This window comes from Comamonas denitrificans, assembly GCF_017368815.1.
GTDB lineage: Bacteria > Pseudomonadota > Gammaproteobacteria > Burkholderiales > Burkholderiaceae_C > Comamonas > Comamonas denitrificans.
The window spans coordinates 149073-170399 of record NZ_JAFNME010000002.1 but is presented as its reverse complement, the minus strand read 5'-3'; the positions used below and the strand labels follow the sequence as shown (position 1 = coordinate 170399).

Here is a 21327-nt window from a genome sequence, read left to right as displayed (position 1 = left end):
AAAATGATTGTTTTACAAGCGCTAGGCGCTATGGTTATTGACAATCTTTACCGGCAGGCTGTTTGCAGCATCCGGTCGCTGGCCAGCACCATTTCCACCGCCTGGCCTGGCTGCTTGGCGCGGTGGGCCGGGTCGGTCAGCGCCACGCGCTCGCGGCTGGTGCAGTTGAGCACCTGGTGAATTTGCAGCATGCGCTCCGAGGGGTCTTTGATGAAGCGGTAAACGATGTACTCCACAATCGTGTCGCCCTCCTGCTGGTGCCGCCGGTATTGGCCATCGACCACGTCAAACTGGTTCACCGAGGGGGCCAGGTAGCTCCAGGGGCGAAAAAAATCTGGCTCGCGGTATTCTTGAATCACCACCGAGCCCTCTGGCAGCTGGCTGCGCTTGAAATCAAACCATGCATAGTCGTAATACGCCAAATACGCAAACATACCGCCCCCTGCCGCAATCGGAATAATCCATTTTGGCAGGCGGTTTTTACTCAGCTTGCGCAGTAAATATCCAAATGCCCCGGTACACAAGCCAATAATAAAAACCCCGGCCAAATTCCAAATCATTTTTTATCTCCCTGACAAAAATGGGCTTTCCGCAGAAAGCCCATTGGTTAGCTATTTAATAAAACCTTGCACGCCAAGCTTTAAGGATAGCGTACACGGCGCACCATTTCCTGAATCTCTTCGCTGGGCTCTTCGGTGGCCAGTGAGACACCAATGGCCACGACAAAGTTGGTCACCGCACCGATCACGCCCACGGACAGGGGCGAGATGCCCATGATCCAATGCTCTGGCGTATTCGGGAAGGTGTTGGTGCCGGGAATAAAGAACCAGCCCAGGTACATAAAGATGTAGCCAATGGTCAGGGCCGCACCGGCCAGCATGCCGGCCACCGCGCCCTTGTTGTTCACGCGCTTGACAAAAATCCCCATGATCAGCGCCGGGAACAAGGTGGCAGCGGCCATGCCAAAGGCCAGCGCCACCGTTTGGGCCGCAAACCCAGGGGGATTCAAGCCCAACCACGTGGCCACAGTGATGGCCCCGGTCATGGCCAGGCGGGCGTAGAGCATTTCCGTCTTCTCGGAAATGTGCGGCATCAGCGTGTTTTTCAGCAGGTCATGGCTGACCGCCGAAGAAATCGCCAGCAACAAGCCAGACGCTGTCGAAAGCGCAGCCGCAATACCACCGGCCGCCATCAGGCCAATAAGCCAGCCAGGCATGTTCGCCACTTCAGGCAAAGCCAGCACCAGGATGTCGTTGTTCACGGTCAGCTCGTTGCCTTCCCAACCACGCTCTTTGGCCGTGCCTTCAGCAAAGGTTTTGTTGCCCTCGTTGTAGAACTGGATGCGGCCATCCTTGTTCTTGTCATCGACTTTCAACAGACCGGTTTGCTCCCAGGTTTTGAACCATTCCGGGCGCTCGTCATAGGCCAGTGCCGGTTTGTCGGTGCCTTGGGGGTACACCGTCTCCAGCACATTCAAGCGGGCCATGGCCGCCAGCGAAGGCACGGTGGTGTAGAACAGCGCAATGAACACCAGCGCCCAGCCAGCCGACCAGCGGGCATCTTGAATATTGGGCACGGTGAAGAAGCGGATGATGACGTGCGGCAACCCAGCGGTGCCCACCATCAGCGTCAGCGTAAAGAGGAACATGTTCCACTTGTTGCTCACGTCGGCGGTGTAGTCCTGGAAGCCCAGGTCGCGCACGACCAGGTTCAGCTTCTCCAGCAGCGGCAGACCCGAAGCGGTGTGCTCACCATACAGCCCCGTTTGCGGCAGGATGTGGCCGGTCATCATCAGCGACAGGTAAGCCGCCGGAATAGTAAAGGCCAAAATCAGCACGATGTACTGGGCCACCTGGGTGTAGGTTACGCCCTTCATGCCACCCAGCACGGCATAGAAAAACACCACCACCGAAGAAATCAGCAGACCGTTGGTGCTGCTCACCTCCAGGAAGCGCGAAAACGCCACGCCAGCACCAGTCATCTGGCCGATCACATAGGTCAGCGAGATGATGAGCAAGCACCCCACGGCCACCACGCGGGCAGTTTTGGTGCCGTGGCGCTTGCCCACGAAATCGGGCACGGTGTAGGCACCAAAGCGGCGCATGTACGGGGCCAGCAAGGTGGCCAGCAGCACGTAGCCACCCGTCCAGCCCATGATGAACGAGGAGTTCACGTAGCCCACCGAGATCAAACCGGCCACCGAAATGAACGAGGCCGCCGACAACCAGTCCGCCGCCGTGGCCATGCCGTTCATCACCGGATTGACCTCCCCCCCGGCAATATAGAACTCACGTGTGGATTTGGCCCGAGCCCACACCGCAATGGCGGTGTAGATGATGAAAGAGCCAATCACAAAAATAAAGTTAATCCAAAACTGGCTCATGGTTTATTCCTCCAAACCAAACTTTTTGTCCAGCTTATTCATGCTCCAAGCATAAAAAAAGATGAGTGCGAGAAACGTCAGAATGGAACCTTGCTGGGCAAACCAAAAGCCAAGATCGGCCCCGCCAATTTTGATCCCCATCAGCAGGGGGCGCAGCAACATGCCAAAGCCATAAGAAACCAGCGCCCAAATACTAAGGCACAAGGCAATGAGTTTGACGTTCGCATGCCAATAGGCATGGTCTCGCTCGGTAAGTGGTTTTAACATTTTGTCTCCTGTTTAATTTAATAATCTATTACCGTATAAATTTTTCAATAAGATTATTTATTCAATGCATTAAAAAAGTAGTACCGCGTTACTCAATGGTGAATGACCTCCATTTCCTTCGGCTTTGTCAAGTAATTGACATTGTCTCTCTGCATAAGAAGGCAAAACGGTATCCGCTCCAGATGGACACCGTTTCACACCCGCCATCATTTGCCTCAAACTTACGAAATTCTTACTTCTTGTAAGTAAAGCCTACAAAACTAGGGAAAACTCGTAAAAAATATAAAAATTTAAAATAAACAACAACTTGCGCATCTTAATACAGGATTTGAAAATATTTTAGAATAGGTATTAATACTTAAATTTCTCAAAAGAAACCCACTTGACAGATGTATGTGCCGCGTTCTATCTCTGGATAATTTTTCAGAAATACTACAAAATCCACGAAATAATCCACACCTTCTGCCCCTGAATTTATGACTGATTTTTCCGCCGCTGCCACCCCGATTACGGCCGACACTTCCGGTTTATTGGGCACCCCTTTATCGGCCCTGATTGCCCGCGCACCCTTGTGTTTGCCACCCGATGCCAGCATTCAAATGGGTGCCCAAGCGATGCGCGATGCGCGGGTGTCTTCCGTGCTGCTGATGCAGGGAGCGCAGCTGTACGGCATCGTCACCGACCGCGATCTGCGCAACCGTGTGGTGGCCCAGGGCCTGTCCCCCGCCCTGCCGCTGCGCCAGATTGCCAGCACCGCCTTGCACAGCCTGCCGCCGCAGGCCAGCGCCCTGGATGCGCTGACGCTGATGGCGCAGCACAACATCCACCACGTGCCGGTGCTGGACCAGGCCCGGGTGCTGGGCATCGTCACCCCGCGCAATGTGGACGCGCGCCAAAGTCCCAGCGTGGTGCAATTGGCCCGGGGCATTCACAAGGCACCGGACATTGCCACCCTGGCCCAACTCAGTGCCCAGGTGCCAGCCCTGCAGCAAGCCCTGGTACACGGCGGGGCTGGGGCACAGGGCATTGGCCGCATCGTCACCACGGTGACCGATGCCATCACCACCCGCTTGATTGCCCTGGCAGAGCAGCAGCTCGGGCCTGCGCCGGTGCCCTGGGTGTGGGTGGCCGCAGGGTCGCAGGCGCGGCAGGAGCAAACGGCCCGCACCGACCAGGACAACGCCTTGGTGCTGGCCGACGAGTACGACCCGGTGCAGCACGGCGCGTACTTCGCCGACTTTGCCCGCTTTGTCTGCGATGGGCTGGATGCCTGCGGCTACATCCATTGCCCCGGCGAGATGATGGCCATGAATGCGCAGTGGTGCCAACCGCTGGCGCAATGGCGGCGCTACTTTCGCAAATGGATTGACCAGCCTGAGCCCATGGCGCTGCTGCACAGCAGTGTGTTTTTTGACTTGCGGGCCGTGGCCGGGCACACGCCGCTGCTGACCCAGTTGCGCCAGGAAGAACTCTCGCGCGCCCAGCGCAGCCAATTGTTTTTAGGGCATATGGTGGGCAATGCCCTGACCCAGCGCCCGCCGCTCAATTGGCTGGGCAACATTCGCCCCCTGCGCGGGCCGGCCCATGCCGGGTGCATTGATTTAAAGCACAGCGCCATTGCCCCCATGGTCGATTTGGCCCGCATTTACGCCCTGGCCGGGGGGCTGGAGGCCGTCAATACCCAGGAGCGCCTGGCCCAGGCCGGAGCGCTGGCCGGCGGCGAGGTCAGCGCCGCAGCCGCGCAAGATTTGGGCGATGCGCTGGCCTTTATTGCCGCCGTGCGCTTGGTCCACCAAGCCCGCCAGGCCGATGCCCAGCAGCCCCCGGACAACTTTCTGCCGCTGGCCAAGCTGTCGCGCTTTGAGCGCCTGCAGCTCAAGCAGGCCTTCAAACTCATCCAGGCGCAGCAGGCGGTGCTGGCCAAGCGTTACCCCATCAGCCGCTGATGCCTGCGCCCGCCGTTCGATCGGATTCTTAATACTCTTAATACTTCAGGCGGGCAAAGTAGGTTTTCTGCGCCGCCTCGCGCGCCTGGCCCAGGGTGTGGATGCCCATGGCCTGCAGTTGCCCCAGCAGGTGCAACCAGACCTCGGCCGTGACCATGGCATCGCCCAGCGCGGTGTGCCGCCCCAGCACGGGGATGCCAAAGCGCTCGGCCAGGGCTTCCAGGCGGTGCGATTCCTGGTGGGGATGCACCACCGCCGATAGCAGCAGCGTATCGAGCACCGGCTGGCGAAACGCGATCCCGGTGCGCGGCTCCAGCAGCTGCAGAAACTTCATGTCGAACGCGGCGTTGTGCGCCACCAGCACGCTGTCTTCGGCAAAGCGCTGAAACACCGGCAGCACCGCCTCAATGCGCGGCTGGTCGGCCACCATTTCGGGGGTGATACCGTGAATGGGGATGCCCGCCTTGGGAATGCTGCGTCCGGGATGCACCAATTGGTCAAAATTCTCGTGCGCCAGCAATTTGCCATTGACGATGCGCACCGCACCAATTTGCAAAATCTGGTCGCCCCCAGACGGGTTCAGCCCCGTGGTCTCGGTATCAAACACCGTGTAGCGCAGGCTCGCCAGGGGCCGCTGCTCCCAGGCACTGTCCGATTCTTCGTGCTGAAAAAGGTCAAAGTCGTAAAACTCGGGGCGGCTTTCAATGGCGGCCGTCTCCTCTGGGGCGCTGGGCACCGGCTCCAGCGGCAAGGCAAAGCGGAAAAAAGCCGTATGGCGCACCCGCTCGCGCTCAAACCACATTTGCCCCCGGTGGCGGGCCACCACTTCACGCACCGACCAGGTGCTGTGGCCGCTGCCCACGGCCATGGGGTCCATCTCCCAGCTCATCACGGTTTCGGTGCTCATGGCGTGGCCCGTCCAGACCAAATCCAGGTGGGCGCGGGGCGCTTGTGCATCGTCGCTGGCCGGCTGCAGGCGCAGCTCCAGGCTGCGCACGGCAAATTCATCAACCAAACGCTGCCCCAGGTACTGCAAGACCTGGAGCAAGGAGTAGCTGTCCAGCCGCAGCCACAGCTCGTCAGGGGCCGGGGCAATCACCAAGGGACAGGGCAGGCGCTCGGCCAAGTGGTGCTGGGCCGCCGCCAAAAACTCTTGCCCCAGCATCTCCTGCAATGGCCAACGCGCCTGCAGCGCCTGGGCCGAGCGGGCGGCCAGGGCATCAATGCGCTCGCCCATGCGGCCCATTTCTTCTTGCACCAGGTGCAGCAGCTGCTCGGGCAAGGGGCCATCGCCCGCTTGCTGGCGCAGTTGCTGCACGGCGTTGCGCATGGCCGCCAGGCTGGCGCGGTTGCCTTCGGTCAGGCTGTGCAGCACGCTGTCGCGCTCATGCTCCTGGGCAAAGCTTTGCGTCACATCGTCCAGCAAGAGCACAAAGCCCGACAGCGCCCTGTTCTGCTCGTTTTGCTGGGTCAGGACGGGGGTCATCTGCACGCGCAGCCATTGGCCCGAGGGGGTGTAGGTGACAAATTGCGCCACGGCCCGGCCCGTGCCCCGGGCCAAGCGCTGGCCAATGGTGTGCAGCGCATGCTGCATCAAGCCCCGGTCCAGCAGCGCATACACCGAGCGGCCCATGCCGACCACCGGGCCTTGGTGGGCCGCGCCCAACTCGGTGCGGGCGCGGTGGTTGTACAGCAGGATGCGGCCATCCAGGTTGCACACCAGCACCGATTGCTGCAGCTCGGCAATCAGGGCGGCCAGGCGGTCTTTCTCTTGCTGCACCCGCACGCTGGCCTGCTGCACCTGCTGGGCCATGTCTTGGCGCAAGCGGTCACGCTGGGCGACCAGGGTTTGCACCTGCTGGGCCAAGGCCTGGGCCAGCGGGCCGCGCCCCTGCAGGGGCGGGGCAAGCTCCATGGTGCAGGCCACCCGCACTTGCTCGGTCAGGCGGGCCAGCTGGCGCTGGGGGCGCTCCACCCCGTGCCGCCAAGCCAGGCTGGCGGCGGCGGTGCCCACGGCCCACAGGCCGCCCCACAGCAGCACTTGCCCCGGCAGCGGCTGCGCCCCCAGCCAGGGCACCAGCAGGCCCAACACCAGCAACACCCCCGCCCACAGGCTGCCCGCCCCGGCGATCACCCATCCCCACTTGGCTTTTGCTTGCATGACGGCATTGTTTCCTTTATTCCCCGCGCAGGGGCTGATGATATTAAAAAAGAGAGCGCGTATCGCTTTCAAATAAAGAGTTTCAAAGTTAAAAGATAAAAATACCTTTTAAAAATCAGCGGAACAAGCTATTTTTTATAAGGCAAGCAAATGGCGCAACTTGGCAAACGCCATGGCCGCCATGACGGCATCGTTCAACGCATCGTGCGCTTCGCGCTGGGGCAAAGCCAAATCGGCCAGCAAGGTGGTAAAGCGCAAATCAATCTCGACATTGCCCTGCTGGTGGTGCGGCGGCAACTGGGCAAACTTGAAGTCGTGGTACAGGGCCGAGACTTCAATGCGCCGCTGCGGCAGGCCCAGGCCCAGGATGGGCACAATCGCGCGGTTGAGCATGGCCACGTCAAACTCCAGGTAATAGCCCACCAGCGGGCGGCTGCCAATAAAGTGCAGCAAGCGGCGCATGGCCTCGTCCAGGGGCAGGCCATCTTGCAAATCTTGCTGGCGCAGGCGGTGGACGCGCACGCTGTCGGCGCTGACTTGTTTGTCTGGGCAGATGAGCAATTCCAAGCGCTGGCTGGTCAGGATTTTGTCGCCCACAATGCGCACCGCACCGACGGAGATGATGGCATCGGTGCGCGTGTTCAGCCCGGTGGTTTCGCAGTCCAGCGCCACCCATTCGTTGGGCGGTGGCGGCTCCAGCACACAGGCAAACTCTGCGGCCCGCAAACGCCGCCGCAGCCACTGGCGGCGCAGCTGGGCCCAGCGCGTTGGCAGCCAACCGGGCAGCTGCGCACTCATACCAAATCCAGGCGCAAGCGCTGGTGCAGCACGGCCTTGAAGCGTTTGACCACGGCCAGCGTGTCTTTGAGCAAATCGCGCTCCAGGCTGCTGAGGGTGCTGGGATCGACATTGCCGCTGATGGGGCGGTGCAGCGCCCACTCGTGCAGCCCCGCCTGCAGGCGCAGACCCATCAAAAAGTACAGGCTTTCTTGCAATTCCTGGCCCAGCTTGGGGTCCAGCACCTGCTGGGCGACCAGCGCATCCAGGCGCTCGGCCGTGCTGGTGGCCCCAATTCCCTGGGCCAAGGCCAGGCTGCGCACGCCGTGCACGATGGGAAACAGCCCAGCTTTTTTCAAATTCACCTGCTCGGCCCCATCGCGCCCCAGCAAGCGCCCCCACCAGCTGGCGGGGCTGCCAAAGGCATCCACCGCTGCGGCAAAGCGGGCCACTTGCACGTCGCTGTCTAAGGTAAACGCCTGCAGGTTGTCGCGCACCTGGGTGAGCAAATGCGCATCGCCCGCCACGGCCAGGGCATCCAGAAAAATGCCCAGATTCATTAAATCGTCGGCCCCCTCGGGCACCAGCAGCCAGCGTTTGAGCCGCTGGGTAAATTCTTTCACCGTGCCGCGCCAGGCCGGGTTGTTCAGCATGATGCGGCCCGGGCATTCGGGGTAGCCAAAGCGGGCCAGCGCATCGGAAAACTGCTGGCAAATCTCGGCCAGGTTGTGCGGCGGTTGGTAGCCATCGCGCAGCAGCAGGCCATTGTCTTGGTCGGTTTTCAAAAGCTGCTCGCCCCGGCCTTCGCTGCCCATGACAAACAAACAGCTATTGGCCTGCAAATCGCTGGGCGCAATCATCCCCCAGGCGCGTTCAAACAGGCGGGTGTTGAGCTGCTGCACCAGCCGCGTCATCAGGCCAATGCGCATGCCGCCCCGGTGCAAGGCGGCGATCAGTTGCGTAATCAAGGCGGCGGCGTGCTGCAAATCTTCTAGCGTGCTCGCCTGCTCAATTTGCACGCCCACCAGGTGCGATTGGTTGGCCACAAAACTGAACAAATCCAGCGCCCGCAGCAGGCCTTGCACCTGGCCGGCTTCATCGACCACCACCACCCGATGCACCCGGGCGCGCAGCAGCACGGCCATGGCATCGCCAATGGTGTCGCTGGCCTGCACGGTGACCACCGGGTACACGGCCAAATCCCCCACGGGCAAGCGGTCCAGCGGCCGGCCATCGAGCACCGCATGCTGCAGCGAGGTGGCGGTAAAAATGCCCAGCCCTTCGGCCCCCCGGCTGGGGTCTTCGACCAGCACGCTGGTGGTGCGCTGGTCTTTGAACACCTGGGCCACTTGCACAATGCTGGCGCTGGCGGGCACCGTGTGCGCGGGGCGCAAGTAGGCCTGATCGACCCGGGCCATCAGCAGCGACTGGGTTTCATGCTCTTCGGCCCGCTGGGCCAGGGCGCTCAATTTGTTGCCCAGATCCGAGAACAGCAGCGCCCCAAAGGTGGCATTGCGGGCAATCAGCTCTTGCACCGTGGCGCGGGCCAGTTGGTACACCAGCACCTCCTCGGCCGCGACAAAGCGGCTGCTGGCGCGGCCCGCGACCAAGCTGCGGCCATCAAAGCAATCGTCCGGGCCAAAGGTGGCCTGCACCTCGTCACCCTCCATTTGCGTGACGTAGCCTTTGATGATGACGAACAGGTGGGTGGTCTCGGCCCCCACCTCCAGCACCACCGCCTGGGGCTGGAAGTAGGCAATATCGACGTTGCTGCGCACCAGCGCTTGCTCGTCGGTCGAGAGACAGTCAAACGGCGAGGCCGAGAAATTAAAGGCATTGGGCATAGTGCCAACGATTCAACCGGGCCAGGCTTGCACCACGCTTGCAAAACCTGCGGGCCAGCGGCTTACGGACTAGCGACTTACCCTAGGCGCTTGGCCAGCACCGCCCGTGCCACGCGCGAGCCGTTGGGGCGGCCCAGGGAGTCGCTGATGAACTGGCCCGCGTCGATGAGCTTGTCCAAATCAATGCCCGTTTCAATGCCCATGCCGTGCAGCATGAACACCACATCCTCGGTTGCTACGTTTCCAGTAGCGCCTTTCGCATACGGACAGCCGCCTAAGCCCGAAACAGACGATTGAAAGTTCCACACCCCAACGGAGACTGCTGCCAAAGTATTCGACAGCGCCTGCCCGTAGGTGTCGTGAAAGTGGCCGCTGATGTGCTCCAGGTCGTAGTGCTTGAGCGTGGCCTCAATCGCCCGGCGCACCGACAGCGGGTTGCCCACACCAATCGTGTCGGCCACATCCACGCGCTGCACGCCAATGCCCTTCATCAATCCGGCCAGGTAGCTGACCTGTTCCGGGGCAATCTCGCCCTCGTAGGGGCAACCCACGGTGCAGCTCATGGCGCCGCGCACGGCGATGCCGGCGGCCAGCGCGGCCTCGACCACCGGGGCAAAGCGCTCGATGCTTTCGGCAATGCTGCAGTTGATGTTTTTCTGGCTAAAGGCCTCGCTGGCCGCGCCAAACACCACGATTTCATCGGGGCGGGTGGCGATGGCCGCTTCAAAGCCTTTCAGGTTGGGGGTGAGCACCGAATAGCGCACATCCGCGCGGCGTTCAATGCCCGCCATGACCTCGGCGTTGTCGGCCATCTGCGGCACCCACTTGGGGCTGACAAAGCTGGTGACCTCAATCTCTTTCAGGCCCGCCTCTTGCAGGCGCTGCACCAGCTCGATTTTGATGGCCGCCGGGACGGGCTGCTTTTCGTTTTGCAGCCCATCGCGCGGGCCGACATCAATGAGGCGCACTTGGGTGGGATAACTCATGCAACAACTCCTTGCGTGGAAGGTTTAAGCGGTTTTCAAACTGAGCAGCTCATCGCCCTCGGTCACCTGGTCGCCGGGGGCAAAGAGCAGCTCGACCACCTCGCCATCGGCCGGGGCGGCCACGGTGTGCTCCATCTTCATGGCTTCCATCACCGCCAGGGGCTGGCCCTTGGTGACTTTGTCACCCGCCTTGACGGCAAACGACACCACCTTGCCCGGCATGGGGGCCGTCAGGCGGCCGCCCTCGCTGCCGCTTTGGCCGGCGTGGGCCAGCACATCCAGCTCGGTGATTTGGGTGGCACCACGGCGGGTGAACAGGTATTCGGTTTCGCCCAGGGCATAGTCAAACACGCGCTCGCGCAGGCTGCCAAAGCGCAAGTCCATGCTGCCATCGTCGTTGAGGGTGGCCGCCAGGGGTTGGAAGTCGCCCGTGCCCACTTGCAGTTGCAGGCCGTCGCGCGCATAGCGCAGGGTGGCCACCACCGGCTCGCCCTGGTATTGCAGGTCGATGCGGCGGCTGGCCGCGCCATGCGAGTGAAAACCGTCGGTGCGACTGAACGGGTCGGCGCTTTGCTGGGCCTGTTCGGTGAGCACGGTCTGCGCCACCGCAGCGGCCACGGCCAGCTCCAGGCCCAACTTGTCTTGGTTGAACAGCACCTCGCGCTCGCGCTCGATCAGCGCTGTGTCCAGCTTGGCCTGGGCAAAGGCATCGCTGGCCAGCACGTAGCGCAAAAATTGCACGTTGGTGGCCAGGCCGACGATGTGCGTCTGCGCCAGCGCGGCATCCAGCCGGGCCAGGGCCTGCGCCCGGTCATCGCCATGCACGATGAGCTTGGCGATCATCGAATCGTAGAAGGGGCTGATGGCATCGCCCTCGCGCACGCCGTCGTCAAAGCGAATATCGCTGCGGGCAAAGGCGCTGTGTGCGGGCTTGCGGTAGATGGCCAGGGTGCCGGTGGCGGGCAGAAACTGGTTGTCCGGGTTTTCGGCGCAGATGCGCGCCTCGATGGCGTGGCCGATGATGCGCAGCTCGTCCTGGCGCTTGGGCAGGGGCTGGCCCGCCGCCACGCGCAGCTGCCACTCCACCAGGTCTTCGCCGGTGATGGCTTCGGTCACCGGGTGCTCCACCTGCAGACGGGTGTTCATTTCCATGAAGTAAAACTTCATCTGCTCGGGGTGCTCGTAGCCGCCGGGCTGCTCGACGATGAATTCCACCGTGCCCGCGCCCACATAGCCCACGGCCTGGGCAGCGGCCACGGCGGCCTCGCCCATCTGGCGGCGCAGGGCCTCGGTCATGCCGGGGGCGGGGGCTTCTTCCAGCACTTTTTGGTGGCGGCGCTGCACAGAGCAATCGCGCTCGAACAAGTACACACAGTTGCCGTGCGTGTCGCCAAACACCTGGATTTCAATGTGGCGCGGGCGCAGCACGTATTTTTCGACCAGCACAGCATCGTTGCCAAAGCTGTTGATGGCTTCGCGCTGGCACGAGGCCAGGGCGGCGGCAAAGTCTTCGCGCTTTTCCACCAGCCGCATGCCTTTGCCGCCCCCACCGGCACTGGCCTTGATGAGCACGGGGTAGCCAATGGCATCGGCCTCGCGCTGCAGCAGCTCGGGGTCTTGGTCTTCGCCTTGGTAGCCGGGCACCAGGGGCACACCGGCTTTGTCCATCAGGCGTTTGGATTCGGCTTTCAGGCCCATGGCCTGGATGGCCGATGCGGGCGGGCCAATGAACACCAGCCCAGCGGCCGCGCAGGCGTTGGCAAAGTCTTCGTTCTCCGACAAAAAGCCGTAGCCGGGGTGAATCGCCTGCGCCCCGGTGGCCTGGGCGGCGGCAATGATGCGCTGCCACTGCAGGTAGCTGTCTTTGGGGGCGCTGCCGCCAATGTGGATGGCCTCGTCGCAGGCGGCCACATGCTTGGCATTGGCATCGGCATCCGAATACACGGCAACGGTTTGCACGCCCAGACGGCGGGCGGTGGCGGCCACACGGCAGGCGATCTCGCCACGGTTGGCAATCAGGATTTTTTTAAACATCACGGTCTCAAAACTTTCAGTGTTTTTGGCCTCTAGCCCTTATTGAGCAAGCGCTAGCAGCTATGTATTTATGAAGATCAACCCAGCCAATTGGGCTTGCGCTTGTTCAAAAAGGCTTGCACGCCCTCTTTGCCCTCGGCGCTGGCGCGGATGTCGGCAATGCATTCGACGGTGCGGGCGACCAGCGCGGCGTTGATCTCGCACCCGGCCACGTCATCGACCAGCCGCTTGCAGGCGCGCACGGCGGCCGGGCCGGCCGAGAGCAGGTGCTTGAGCAGGCCATCGACGGCGCTGTCCAAATCGTCGGCCGCCACCACTTGGTGGACAAAGCCGATGCGCAGCGCCTCGGCCGCATCAAAGCGCTCGCCGGTCAAAAAGTAGCGCTGCCCGGCACGGGTGCCCATGGCCCGCAGCACGTAGGGGGCGATGGTGGCGGGGATCAGGCCAATCTTCACTTCCGACAGGCAAAAGTGCGCCGCATCGACGGCCACGGCCATGTCGCAGGCGGCCACCAGGCCCATGCCCCCGGCGTACACATCGCCCTGCACGCGGGCGATGGTGGGGTGCGGGCAGGTGGCAATGGTGTGCAGCATGGCGGCCAGCTTGCCTGCGTCGGCCAGGTTTTCTTCGCGGGTGTAGTCGGCCATGGCCCGCATCCAGTTGAGGTTGGCCCCGGCGCAAAAGGCCGGGCCTTCGGCGGCCAGCACCACGGCGCGGACATCGTCACGCTGGCCGACTTCGGCAAACGCGGCGGTGATTTCGGCAATCACCACATCGCTGAAAGCGTTGCGGATTTCCGGCTGGCTCAGGGTGAGGGTGGCAACCCCGGCATTCACGGAAGTGATGATGGAACGGGTCATGGTTCGGCTCCTTGTTTCAACGTAGCGGTTACATGCGGAAGACACCAAACTTGGTGTCCTCAATCGGTGCATTGCGCGTGGCCGCCAAGCCCAGCGCCAGCACGCGGCGGGTGTCGGCCGGGTCGATCACACCATCGTCCCACAGGCGGGCGCTGGCGTAGTAGGGGTGGCCCTGGTCTTCGTACTGCTGGCGGATGGGGGCTTTGAAGGCTTCTTCTTCTTCAGCGCTCCACTGGCCGCCCTTGGACTCGATGCCGTCGCGCTTGACGGTGGCCAGCACGCTGGCTGCCTGCTCGCCACCCATAACGGAAATGCGCGCGTTGGGCCACATCCACAAAAAGCGTGGGCTGTAGGCGCGACCACACATGCCGTAGTTGCCCGCGCCAAAGCTGCCGCCAATGATGATGGTGAATTTGGGCACGCTGGCCGTGGCCACCGCCGTGACCAGCTTGGCGCCGTGGCGGGCGATGCCCTCGTTTTCGTACTTGCGGCCCACCATAAAGCCGGTGATGTTCTGCAAAAACACCAGCGGAATCTTGCGCTGGCAGCACAGCTCGATGAAGTGCGCCCCTTTCTGTGCCGATTCGCTGAACAAAATGCCGTTGTTGGCGATGATGCCCACCTGCATGCCCTCAACGCGGGCAAAGCCGCACACCAGGGTGCTGCCAAAGCGGGCTTTGAATTCGTCAAACGCGCTGCCATCGACCAGGCGGATGATGATTTCGCGCACATCAAACGGCTTGCGCGTGTCGGTGGGAATCACGCCATACAGCTCTTTGCTCTCAAAAAGAGGAGCTACAGGCGCTTTATCACCGGGGTTTTGCACCTTGTTTTTATTCAAATTGCTGACCGCACGCCGGGCCAGTGCCAATGCGTGCAGATCGTTCTCGGCCAAATGGTCGGCCACGCCCGACAGGCGGGTGTGGACATCGCCGCCGCCCAGGTCTTCGGCGGTGACGACTTCGCCGGTGGCCGCTTTCACCAGCGGCGGGCCGCCTAAAAAGATGGTGCCCTGGTTTTTCACGATGATGGATTCATCGCTCATGGCCGGCACATACGCGCCGCCGGCGGTGCAGCTGCCCATGACCACGGCAATCTGCGCGATGCCCTGGGCGCTCATGTTCGCCTGGTTGTAGAAGATGCGGCCAAAGTGGTCGCGGTCGGGGAACACATCGTCCTGGTTGGGCAGGTTGGCCCCGCCCGAATCGACCAGGTAAATGCACGGCAACTGGTTTTGCTGGGCGATTTCTTGCGCGCGCAAATGTTTTTTCACCGTCATGGGGTAGTAGGTGCCGCCTTTGACGGTGGCATCGTTGCACACCACCATGCAATCGACCCCGGCCACGCGGCCAATGCCGGCAATCAGGCCCGCGCCGGGCGCAGCGTTGCCGTACATGTTCATCGCCGCCAGCGGGGCAATCTCGAGGAAGGGCGTACCGGGGTCGAGCAATTGCTGCACGCGGTCGCGCGGCAGCAGCTTGCCCCGGCCCAGGTGCTTGGCGCGGGCGGCTTCGCCACCGCCTTGGGCAATTTTTTCGCACTGCGTGCGCAGGTCATCGACCAGCGCCTGCATCGCGGCGGCGTTGGCCTGAAAATCCGCCGAGCGCGGGTTGAGCTTGCTGGTCGTCATAGAGAACCTCCTTCAGAAGAAAATAATTTTTCGCACATTTGCGCTGCGCCAGCGGAAAAACCACCTTGCCCAGCGCTAACAATCACGTTATGCACACTGTCGAAACCGTCTTGTTGGTACTGATGCTGGGGGCCTTGACCGGCATTGCCGCGCGTTACGTGCGCGCCATTCCCCTGCCGCTGATTCAAATTGCCCTGGGGGCACTGATTGCCTGGCCGCAAGATGGCCTGCACATTGCCTTTGACCCCGAGCTGTTTTTGCTGCTGTTCATTCCGCCGCTGCTGTTTGCCGACGGCTGGCGCATTCCCAAACGCGAATTTTTTGCCCTGGCCAAGCCGATTTTGCTGCTGGCCTTTGGCCTGGTGTTCATCACCGTATTTGGCCTGGGCTACCTCATTCACTGGCTGATTCCCAGCATCCCGCTGACCGTGGCCTTTGCCCTGGCCGCCGTGGTCTCGCCCACCGATGCGGTGGCCGTCTCGGCCATTTCGCGCAACCTGGGCATGCCCAGCAAGACCATGCACCTGCTGGAGGGCGAGTCGCTGCTGAACGATGCCTCGGGCCTGGTGGCACTGAAGTTTGCCGTTGCCGCCACACTGACCGCCGGTTCGTTCAGCTGGGAAAACGCCGCCAAGGATTTCACCTGGATGTCGGTGGGCGGCCTGGGGCTGGGCGCTTTGATGGGCTGGGGCTTTAGCCGTGGGCGCGACATGGTCACCCGCCGCGTGGGCGATGTGGCCGCCACGCAGATGGTGCTGCTCCTGATTTTGTTGCCCTTTGCGTCTTATATCATGGGCGAATACATAGGAGTGTCTGGTATTTTGTCCGCCGTGGCTGCGGGTATAGCTACCAATTTTGCTGATCTGGACCGCAGCAACTTCATCTCGGAACGCCTGCAGACCGAAGGCACCTGGAGCATGGTCGAGGCCGCTTTTAACGGGGCCATCTTTTTGCTGCTGGGGCTGCAGCTGCCCTCGATCATTGGCGAGACGCTGCGCGGCGCAGCGCACCGCGATGTCTGGCTGCTGCTGGGCTATGTGGCCGCCATCTCGTGCGCCCTGCTGGCGCTGCGCTGGGCCTGGCTGATGCTGGGCGTGCGCAGCTCGCTGCACAAGGCGCACCGCCAAGGCCGCATGGTCGAGCGCCCCAGCGCCTTGCTCACCCTGGCCACCACCGTGGCGGGCATTCGCGGTGCGGTGACGCTGGCCGCTGCGCTGTCGATTCCCACCCATTTGGCCAATGGCCGCGTGTTCCCAGAGCGCAATCTGCTCATCTTTTTGGCCACAGGGACGATTTTGTTCACCTTGGTGCTGGGCAGCATCGTGCTGCCGCTGTTGCTGCGCCGCATTCCGCCGGTGGAAGACACCCAGGCCCAGCACGAAGAGCGCCTGGCCCGCACCGCCGCCTGCCAGGCGGCCATTGCCAGCCTGGCCCTGCCCGAGGACCAGGCCCAGCAGCACAGCGCCCAGTGGCTGGCCCAGCACCAGGAGGTGGCCGGGCGCATTACCCAGGAATACCGCAACCGCATCCAGCTGCTGGACGAAAGCGGCGTGGCCAACACCCCCGAGGCGCAAAGCGATAGCCCCGAGGTGGTGCATGAGCGGCGCTTGCGCTACCTGCGCGAGATTGAGCTGCGCCTGCACTGCATTCAGGTCGAGCGCAACACGCTGTACGCCGAGCGCCAGGCGCACCGCATCAACGACGAGATGCTGCGCTCCATGGTCAGCGAGCTGGACATGTCCGAAGTCTCGCTGCGCAAACGCCTGGCCGTGGCCCGCCGTGCGGTGGGCCTGCCACCGCTGGAAGGGCATTGAGCCAACGCTGCGCTGCGCAACAGGACGACGACGGCAGAGGGTCATGCCGTTTGTTCCGGCTGCAACTGCAGCTGTTCCATCATGGTTTCGCGGATTTTGAATTTCTGAATCTTGCCGGTCACCGTCATGGGGAAGGCATCGACAAAGCGGATGTAGCGCGGCACTTTGTAGTGGGCAATCTGGCCTTGGCAGAAGGTGCGGATGTCGTCCTCGGTCACGCTTTGGCCAGGCTTGGCGATGATCCAGGCGCACAGCTCCTCGCCGTAGCGGCTGTCGGGCACGCCCACCACCTGCACGTCCTGCACCTGGGGGTGGCGGTAGAGGAATTCTTCGATCTCGCGCGGGTAGAGGTTCTCGCCGCCGCGAATCACCATGTCCTTGATGCGCCCGACGATGTTCACATAGCCCTGTGCGTCCATCACGGCCAGATCGCCGGTGTGCATAAAGCCCTCGTCGTCGATGGCTTCACGGGTTTTTTCGGCATCGCCCCAGTAACCGTGCATGACGGAATAGCCCTTGGTACACAGCTCGCCCGTCTCGCCCGGCGCCACGATGGCCCCCGTTTCGGGGTGGATGATTTTCACCTCCAGGTGCGGCTGCACCAGGCCGACGGTGGAGACGCGCTTGTCCAGCGGCGTGTCGGTGGAGCTTTGGCAGCTCACCGGGCTGGTTTCGGTCATGCCGTAGGCAATGGTCACCTCGGTCATGTGCATATCGGCCTGCACGCGCTTCATCACTTCGATTGGGCAGGGGCTGCCGGCCATGATGCCGGTGCGCAGGCTGGACAGGTCAAACTCTTTGAAGCGCGGGTGGTCCAGCTCGGCAATGAACATGGTGGGCACGCCGTGCAGGCCGGTGCATTTTTCGGCCTGTACCGTCTCCAGCACGGTGAGCGGGTCAAAACCGTCGTTCGGGTAAACAACGGTGCTGCCGTGGGTAAAGCAGGCCAGGTTGCCCAGCACCATGCCAAAGCAGTGGTACAGCGGCACGGGAATGCACAGGCGGTCAGCCGCCGTCAGCTTCATGCACTCGCCGATGAAAAAGCCGTTGTTCAAAATGTTGCGGTGCGTCAGCGTCGCGCCCTTCGGGAACCCCGTGGTGCCGCTGGTGAACTGGATGTTGATCGGGTCGGTGTTGCTGAGCGTGGCGGCCACGGCATCGACCTGCGGATCGTCGGCCTGGCCCTTGGCCAGCCAGTCGGAAAAACGCAGCATGCCCGGCTGGTTCGCCCCTTGCCCGGCCACATCAATCCACACCACCGTGCGCAGGCTGGGCAGGCGCTTGGCCGCCAGCATGCCGGGCATGCAGCGGCCCAGCTCCGGGGCCAGCTCGCGCAGCATGCCCAGGTAGTCGCTGGTCTTGAATTGCGCCATGGTCACCAGCGCCTTGCAGCCGACCTTGTTCAGCGCGTACTCCACCTCAGCGGTGCGGTAAGCCGGGTTGATGTTCACCAAAATAATGCCCACCTGCGCCGTGGCCAGCTGCATCAGCACCCATTCGGCGTTGTTGTGCGACCAGATACCCACCCGGTCGCCCTTTTCCAGGCCCGATTGCAGCAAGGCGCTGGCCAGTTGGCGCACCGCCCGATGCAAACCGGCATAGGTGTAGCGCAGCCCCTGGTGGCGGCTGACCAGGGCCTCGCGCTCGCCCTGGCGGCGGGCCATGTCGGCAAAAAAGTCACCAATCGTGGCTTCAATTAACGGGGTGTCCGTCGCCCCAAAAGCGTGGCTGGCAGACAAGGCGGTGGCAGGGCTGGTCATGGCAAATCTCCGGAATTTTTTTGCTCTCGGCCCCCAAGGGGCAGCGCACGCGCCCAGCAAAGGGTGGCGGCTCACGGGCAGACAGGGGCGCAGAATCACTTTCAGAATACGGGTAAGCCCCGCTCAGATGGGGTCAGCAGGGTTGCAATAATTGCCACCTATGGAAGTCCCTTACCCGTCTGCTTCGCCCCCACTGCCGCCGACTGCGGCGGCCCATGTTGTCCCGGCCGGCTTGGGTGCGCCCCATCCGGCACTCACGCCAATGGCCTTTGTGCAGGCCGTGGTGCAGGCCTACCAACAGCGTGGCTTGTCCCCCGCCAGCGCCCTGGCAACGGCACAAATTGCGCCAGAGGCCGTGCAGCACCAGCACGCCCGCATTACCGCCTTGCAAATGGAGCTGCTCTGCGCCCACGCCATGCGCGAGCTGGACGATGAGGCGCTGGGCTGGTTCTCGCGCCGCCTGCCCTGGGGCAGCTACGGCATGCTGGCGCGTGCCAGCATCTCCAGCCCCAACCTGGGGCTGGCCATGGCCCGCTGGTGCCGCCACCACAACCTGCTGACCGACGACATCGCCCTGCAGCTGCACCACGATGGCCCCCAGGCCCGCATTGAGCTGCGCACCCTGCGCCCCCTGGGAGCGATGCAGGAGTTTTGCCTGCTGTCGGTGCTGCGCAACCTGCACGGGCTGGCCAGCTGGTGGGTGGACCACCCGATTCCTTTGCTGCAGGCGCGTTTTCCCTTTCCTGCCCCGGCCCATGCGCCGGTGTATGAGGTGCTGTTCCAGGCCCCGGTGGTGTTTGCTGCCCCGGTGACCAGTTTTTCCTTCGCCGCCGATTGGCTAACCATTCCCCTGGTGCGCGATGAGGCGGCGCTGACCGCCATGCTGCAACGGGCGCTGCCCATTCAGGTGCGGCCCTACCGCCCCAGCCACAACCTGGTGCAGCGCGTGCGCCAAGCGCTGGCCGCCCATGCCTATTGCGGGCATACGGCCGAAAGCCTGGCCGAGCTGCTGCACCTGGCCCCGCGCAGCCTGCACCGGCAGCTGCAGCAGGCGGGCACCTCGCTACAACAATTGAAGGACGAGGTGCGCCGGCAAAAAGCCTGCGCCCTGCTGCTGCGCACCGACATGCCGCTCAAGCGCATTGCCCAAGCCTGCGGCTTTGCCAGCGAAAAAAGCTTTGGCCGCGCTTTTGCCCACTGGCTGGGCATGCCGCCCCAGCAGTTCCGCGCGGCGCAGCGGCCATGAATTTGGTCGAATGGGCCTTATTGCATAAATCCCGTTTGAGGCAAGTCACCCCATCCGCCGGATTTTGTCGGCCCGTGGCTTAATCTTCCGCGTGCATCAGGCTCAAGCCGAGCAGCGCCCGGCGACGTAGCCAGGGGCTGGGGCGGTAGCGCGGGTCACCGTAGACGGTTTGCAGGTTGTCGAGCACCTGCAGCACGCGCTCAGCACCCCAGCACTCGCCCAGGGCCAGCGGGCCTTGCGGATAGCCCAGGCCCAAAGTGACGGCGGTTTCCAAATCCTGCGGGGTACAAATGCGCTGCTGGCAGATGTCGGCGGCAATATTGACGATGGTGGCCAGCACGCGCTGGGTGACGAAGCCGCCGCTGTCGCGCACGACGCTGACGGCCTTGCCGTCCCGGGCAAACAGGGCGTGCGCGGCAGCCCGCATGTCGGCTCGGGTGGCCGGGTTGGTAGCCAGGACGCGGCGCTGCGTGGCGCAGTCGTCGATCAGCAGGTCAATGCCCACGGTGCGCGTGGCATCCAGGCTTTCGGCCACGGCGGCGGCGCTCACATCCAGGCCCAGGGGCGCAACCACGATCAGCGCCTGAGCCGAGGGCGTGGCCTGCGTTTCCAGCTCCGCGCCCAGCGTGTGCAGCAGGGCGCACAGCGCGGCACGGCGCGTGGCCTGGGGCGAAACCCAGACCGGCGGCAGCACGGCAACGTCCGGCACGGGCGGCTCCGGCGGCACCTGGGCGCGGCCGTTGTCGTAGCGGTAAAAGCCTTGCCCGGCCTTTTTGCCGACCACACCGCCGGCCAACCGCTGCGCGGTGATGACGCTGGGGCGGTAGCGCGGCTCGTCGTAATACTGGCGGTAGATGGCTTCCATGACAGGGTGCGAGACGTCCAGCGCCGTCAGGTCCATCAGCTCGAAGGGGCCGAGGCGAAAGCCCGCCTGGTCGCGCAGGATGCGGTCGATGGTGGCGAAGTCGGCAATGCCTTCGCCGACGATGCGCAGCGCCTCGGTGTTGTAGCCGCGCCCCGCATGGTTGACGATAAAGCCGGGCGTGTCTTGCGCCTGCACCGGCTGGTGGCCCCACTGACGCACGGCCCGGGCCAGGGCATCGCACAGGGCGGGGTCGGTTTTCAGCCCGGCGATCACTTCCACAACCTTCATGAGCGGCACGGGATTGAAGAAGTGCAGCCCGGCAAAACGCGCGGGGCGCTGCAGGCCCGCAGCGATCTGCGTGACCGACAACGAGGAGGTGTTGCTCACCAGCACCGCATCCGGGGCCACGACGGCTTCGAGCTGGGCGAACACGGCCTGCTTGATGTCCAGGCGCTCAACGATGGCTTCCACCACCAAGGTGCAGTCTTTCAGGGCGGCCATGTCGGCCACGGGTTGCAGACGGGCGCTCCAGGCTTGCAGTTGCTCCTCGCTGATGCGGCCCTTAGACAACAGGCGCTGCCACTGCTCTTGCACGGCAGCCCGGGCAGTGTCGGCGGCACCACTTTGGGCATCAAACAGCAATACCTGGCAGCCGCCCTGGGCTGCAATTTGGGCAATGCCCCGGCCCATGGCACCAGCGCCAACCAGGCCCACCAGAGGGTAAATGGGGGTAGTCATAGAAAAAACTTCCGTT

15 protein-coding genes are annotated in these 21327 nt (G+C 63.0%); 3 read left to right on the top strand and 12 right to left on the bottom strand.

Annotated features, from left to right (window positions below):
- Positions 1-47 precede the first annotated feature (47 nt).
- The 3 genes from J1777_RS01685 to J1777_RS01675 form a co-directional block, all read right to left on the bottom strand.
- On the bottom strand, positions 48-560 hold the full coding sequence (locus tag J1777_RS01685; RefSeq protein WP_207574098.1) for a hypothetical protein: 513 nt from the start codon (positions 558-560) through the stop codon (positions 48-50).
- 80 nt (positions 561-640) lie between these two features.
- A complete protein-coding gene (locus J1777_RS01680) occupies positions 641-2383 on the bottom strand; it encodes a sodium:solute symporter family protein (protein ID WP_207574097.1) in 1743 nt (580 codons plus the stop codon).
- A 3-nt stretch (positions 2384-2386) separates the two neighbouring features.
- Positions 2387-2650, bottom strand: coding sequence for a DUF4212 domain-containing protein (locus J1777_RS01675; RefSeq protein WP_207574096.1), 264 nt, complete (start codon positions 2648-2650; stop codon positions 2387-2389).
- 476 nt (positions 2651-3126) lie between these two features.
- On the opposite strand from J1777_RS01675, the gene J1777_RS01670 reads away from it, so the two are divergent.
- On the top strand, positions 3127-4596 hold the full coding sequence (locus J1777_RS01670) for a DUF294 nucleotidyltransferase-like domain-containing protein (RefSeq protein ID WP_207574095.1): 1470 nt from the start codon (positions 3127-3129) through the stop codon (positions 4594-4596).
- 37 nt (positions 4597-4633) lie between these two features.
- Here the strand turns inward: J1777_RS01670 and J1777_RS01665 are convergent, their stop codons facing one another.
- From J1777_RS01665 to J1777_RS01635, 7 genes are all read right to left on the bottom strand, one after another.
- Complete coding sequence (locus tag J1777_RS01665) at positions 4634-6757, bottom strand: 3'-5' exonuclease (protein WP_207574094.1); 2124 nt, start codon at positions 6755-6757, stop codon at positions 4634-4636.
- Between the two features lie 135 nt (positions 6758-6892).
- The gene (locus J1777_RS01660) at positions 6893-7555 is read right to left on the bottom strand and encodes a 3'-5' exonuclease (RefSeq protein WP_207574093.1); all 663 of its coding nucleotides are present in this window, start codon (positions 7553-7555) and stop codon (positions 6893-6895) included.
- A complete protein-coding gene (locus J1777_RS01655; RefSeq protein WP_207574092.1) occupies positions 7552-9378 on the bottom strand; it encodes a putative nucleotidyltransferase substrate binding domain-containing protein in 1827 nt (608 codons plus the stop codon). The genes J1777_RS01660 and J1777_RS01655 overlap by 4 nt, the downstream gene beginning before the upstream one ends.
- Before the next feature lie 77 nt (positions 9379-9455).
- Positions 9456-10364, bottom strand: coding sequence for a hydroxymethylglutaryl-CoA lyase (locus J1777_RS01650; RefSeq protein ID WP_207574091.1), 909 nt, complete (start codon positions 10362-10364; stop codon positions 9456-9458).
- 24 nt (positions 10365-10388) lie between these two features.
- Positions 10389-12398, bottom strand: a complete 2010-nt coding sequence (locus J1777_RS01645) for an acetyl/propionyl/methylcrotonyl-CoA carboxylase subunit alpha (protein WP_207574090.1) — start codon at positions 12396-12398, stop codon at positions 10389-10391.
- Positions 12399-12475: 77 nt separating this feature from the next.
- Positions 12476-13258 (bottom strand): enoyl-CoA hydratase/isomerase family protein, encoded by a 783-nt coding sequence (locus J1777_RS01640; RefSeq protein WP_207574089.1) that lies wholly within the window; start codon positions 13256-13258, stop codon positions 12476-12478.
- A 28-nt stretch (positions 13259-13286) separates the two neighbouring features.
- A complete protein-coding gene (locus J1777_RS01635) occupies positions 13287-14888 on the bottom strand; it encodes a carboxyl transferase domain-containing protein (protein ID WP_207574088.1) in 1602 nt (533 codons plus the stop codon).
- Between the two features lie 89 nt (positions 14889-14977).
- Here J1777_RS01635 and J1777_RS01630 point away from each other — a divergent pair, with 89 nt between their 5' ends.
- The gene (locus J1777_RS01630) at positions 14978-16702 is read left to right on the top strand and encodes a Na+/H+ antiporter (protein WP_207574087.1); all 1725 of its coding nucleotides are present in this window, start codon (positions 14978-14980) and stop codon (positions 16700-16702) included.
- Between the two features lie 41 nt (positions 16703-16743).
- Here J1777_RS01630 and J1777_RS01625 read toward each other — a convergent pair whose 3' ends face one another.
- Positions 16744-18462 carry an AMP-binding protein gene (locus tag J1777_RS01625; protein ID WP_207574086.1) on the bottom strand — a complete coding sequence of 573 codons (1719 nt, stop codon included), beginning with the start codon at positions 18460-18462 and terminating at the stop codon, positions 16744-16746.
- Between the two features lie 160 nt (positions 18463-18622).
- Here J1777_RS01625 and J1777_RS01620 point away from each other — a divergent pair, with 160 nt between their 5' ends.
- A complete protein-coding gene (locus J1777_RS01620; RefSeq protein WP_207574085.1) occupies positions 18623-19708 on the top strand; it encodes an AraC family transcriptional regulator in 1086 nt (361 codons plus the stop codon).
- 79 nt (positions 19709-19787) lie between these two features.
- Here the strand turns inward: J1777_RS01620 and J1777_RS01615 are convergent, their stop codons facing one another.
- A complete protein-coding gene (locus J1777_RS01615) occupies positions 19788-21311 on the bottom strand; it encodes a 3-hydroxyacyl-CoA dehydrogenase (RefSeq protein WP_207574084.1) in 1524 nt (507 codons plus the stop codon).
- Positions 21312-21327: the final 16 nt, after the last annotated feature.

Coding starts and splice junctions, on each gene's coding strand:
- J1777_RS01685 (WP_207574098.1), bottom strand. CDS start 560: ATGATTTGGAATTTGGCCGGGGTTTTTATTATTGGCTTGTGTACCGGG.
- J1777_RS01680 (WP_207574097.1), bottom strand. CDS start 2,383: ATGAGCCAGTTTTGGATTAACTTTATTTTTGTGATTGGCTCTTTCATC.
- J1777_RS01675 (WP_207574096.1), bottom strand. CDS start 2,650: ATGTTAAAACCACTTACCGAGCGAGACCATGCCTATTGGCATGCGAAC.
- J1777_RS01670 (WP_207574095.1), top strand. CDS start 3,127: ATGACTGATTTTTCCGCCGCTGCCACCCCGATTACGGCCGACACTTCC.
- J1777_RS01665 (WP_207574094.1), bottom strand. CDS start 6,757: ATGCAAGCAAAAGCCAAGTGGGGATGGGTGATCGCCGGGGCGGGCAGC.
- J1777_RS01660 (WP_207574093.1), bottom strand. CDS start 7,555: ATGAGTGCGCAGCTGCCCGGTTGGCTGCCAACGCGCTGGGCCCAGCTG.
- J1777_RS01655 (WP_207574092.1), bottom strand. CDS start 9,378: ATGCCCAATGCCTTTAATTTCTCGGCCTCGCCGTTTGACTGTCTCTCG.
- J1777_RS01650 (WP_207574091.1), bottom strand. CDS start 10,364: ATGAGTTATCCCACCCAAGTGCGCCTCATTGATGTCGGCCCGCGCGAT.
- J1777_RS01645 (WP_207574090.1), bottom strand. CDS start 12,398: ATGTTTAAAAAAATCCTGATTGCCAACCGTGGCGAGATCGCCTGCCGT.
- J1777_RS01640 (WP_207574089.1), bottom strand. CDS start 13,258: ATGACCCGTTCCATCATCACTTCCGTGAATGCCGGGGTTGCCACCCTC.
- J1777_RS01635 (WP_207574088.1), bottom strand. CDS start 14,888: ATGACGACCAGCAAGCTCAACCCGCGCTCGGCGGATTTTCAGGCCAAC.
- J1777_RS01630 (WP_207574087.1), top strand. CDS start 14,978: ATGCACACTGTCGAAACCGTCTTGTTGGTACTGATGCTGGGGGCCTTG.
- J1777_RS01625 (WP_207574086.1), bottom strand. CDS start 18,462: ATGACCAGCCCTGCCACCGCCTTGTCTGCCAGCCACGCTTTTGGGGCG.
- J1777_RS01620 (WP_207574085.1), top strand. CDS start 18,623: ATGGAAGTCCCTTACCCGTCTGCTTCGCCCCCACTGCCGCCGACTGCG.
- J1777_RS01615 (WP_207574084.1), bottom strand. CDS start 21,311: ATGACTACCCCCATTTACCCTCTGGTGGGCCTGGTTGGCGCTGGTGCC.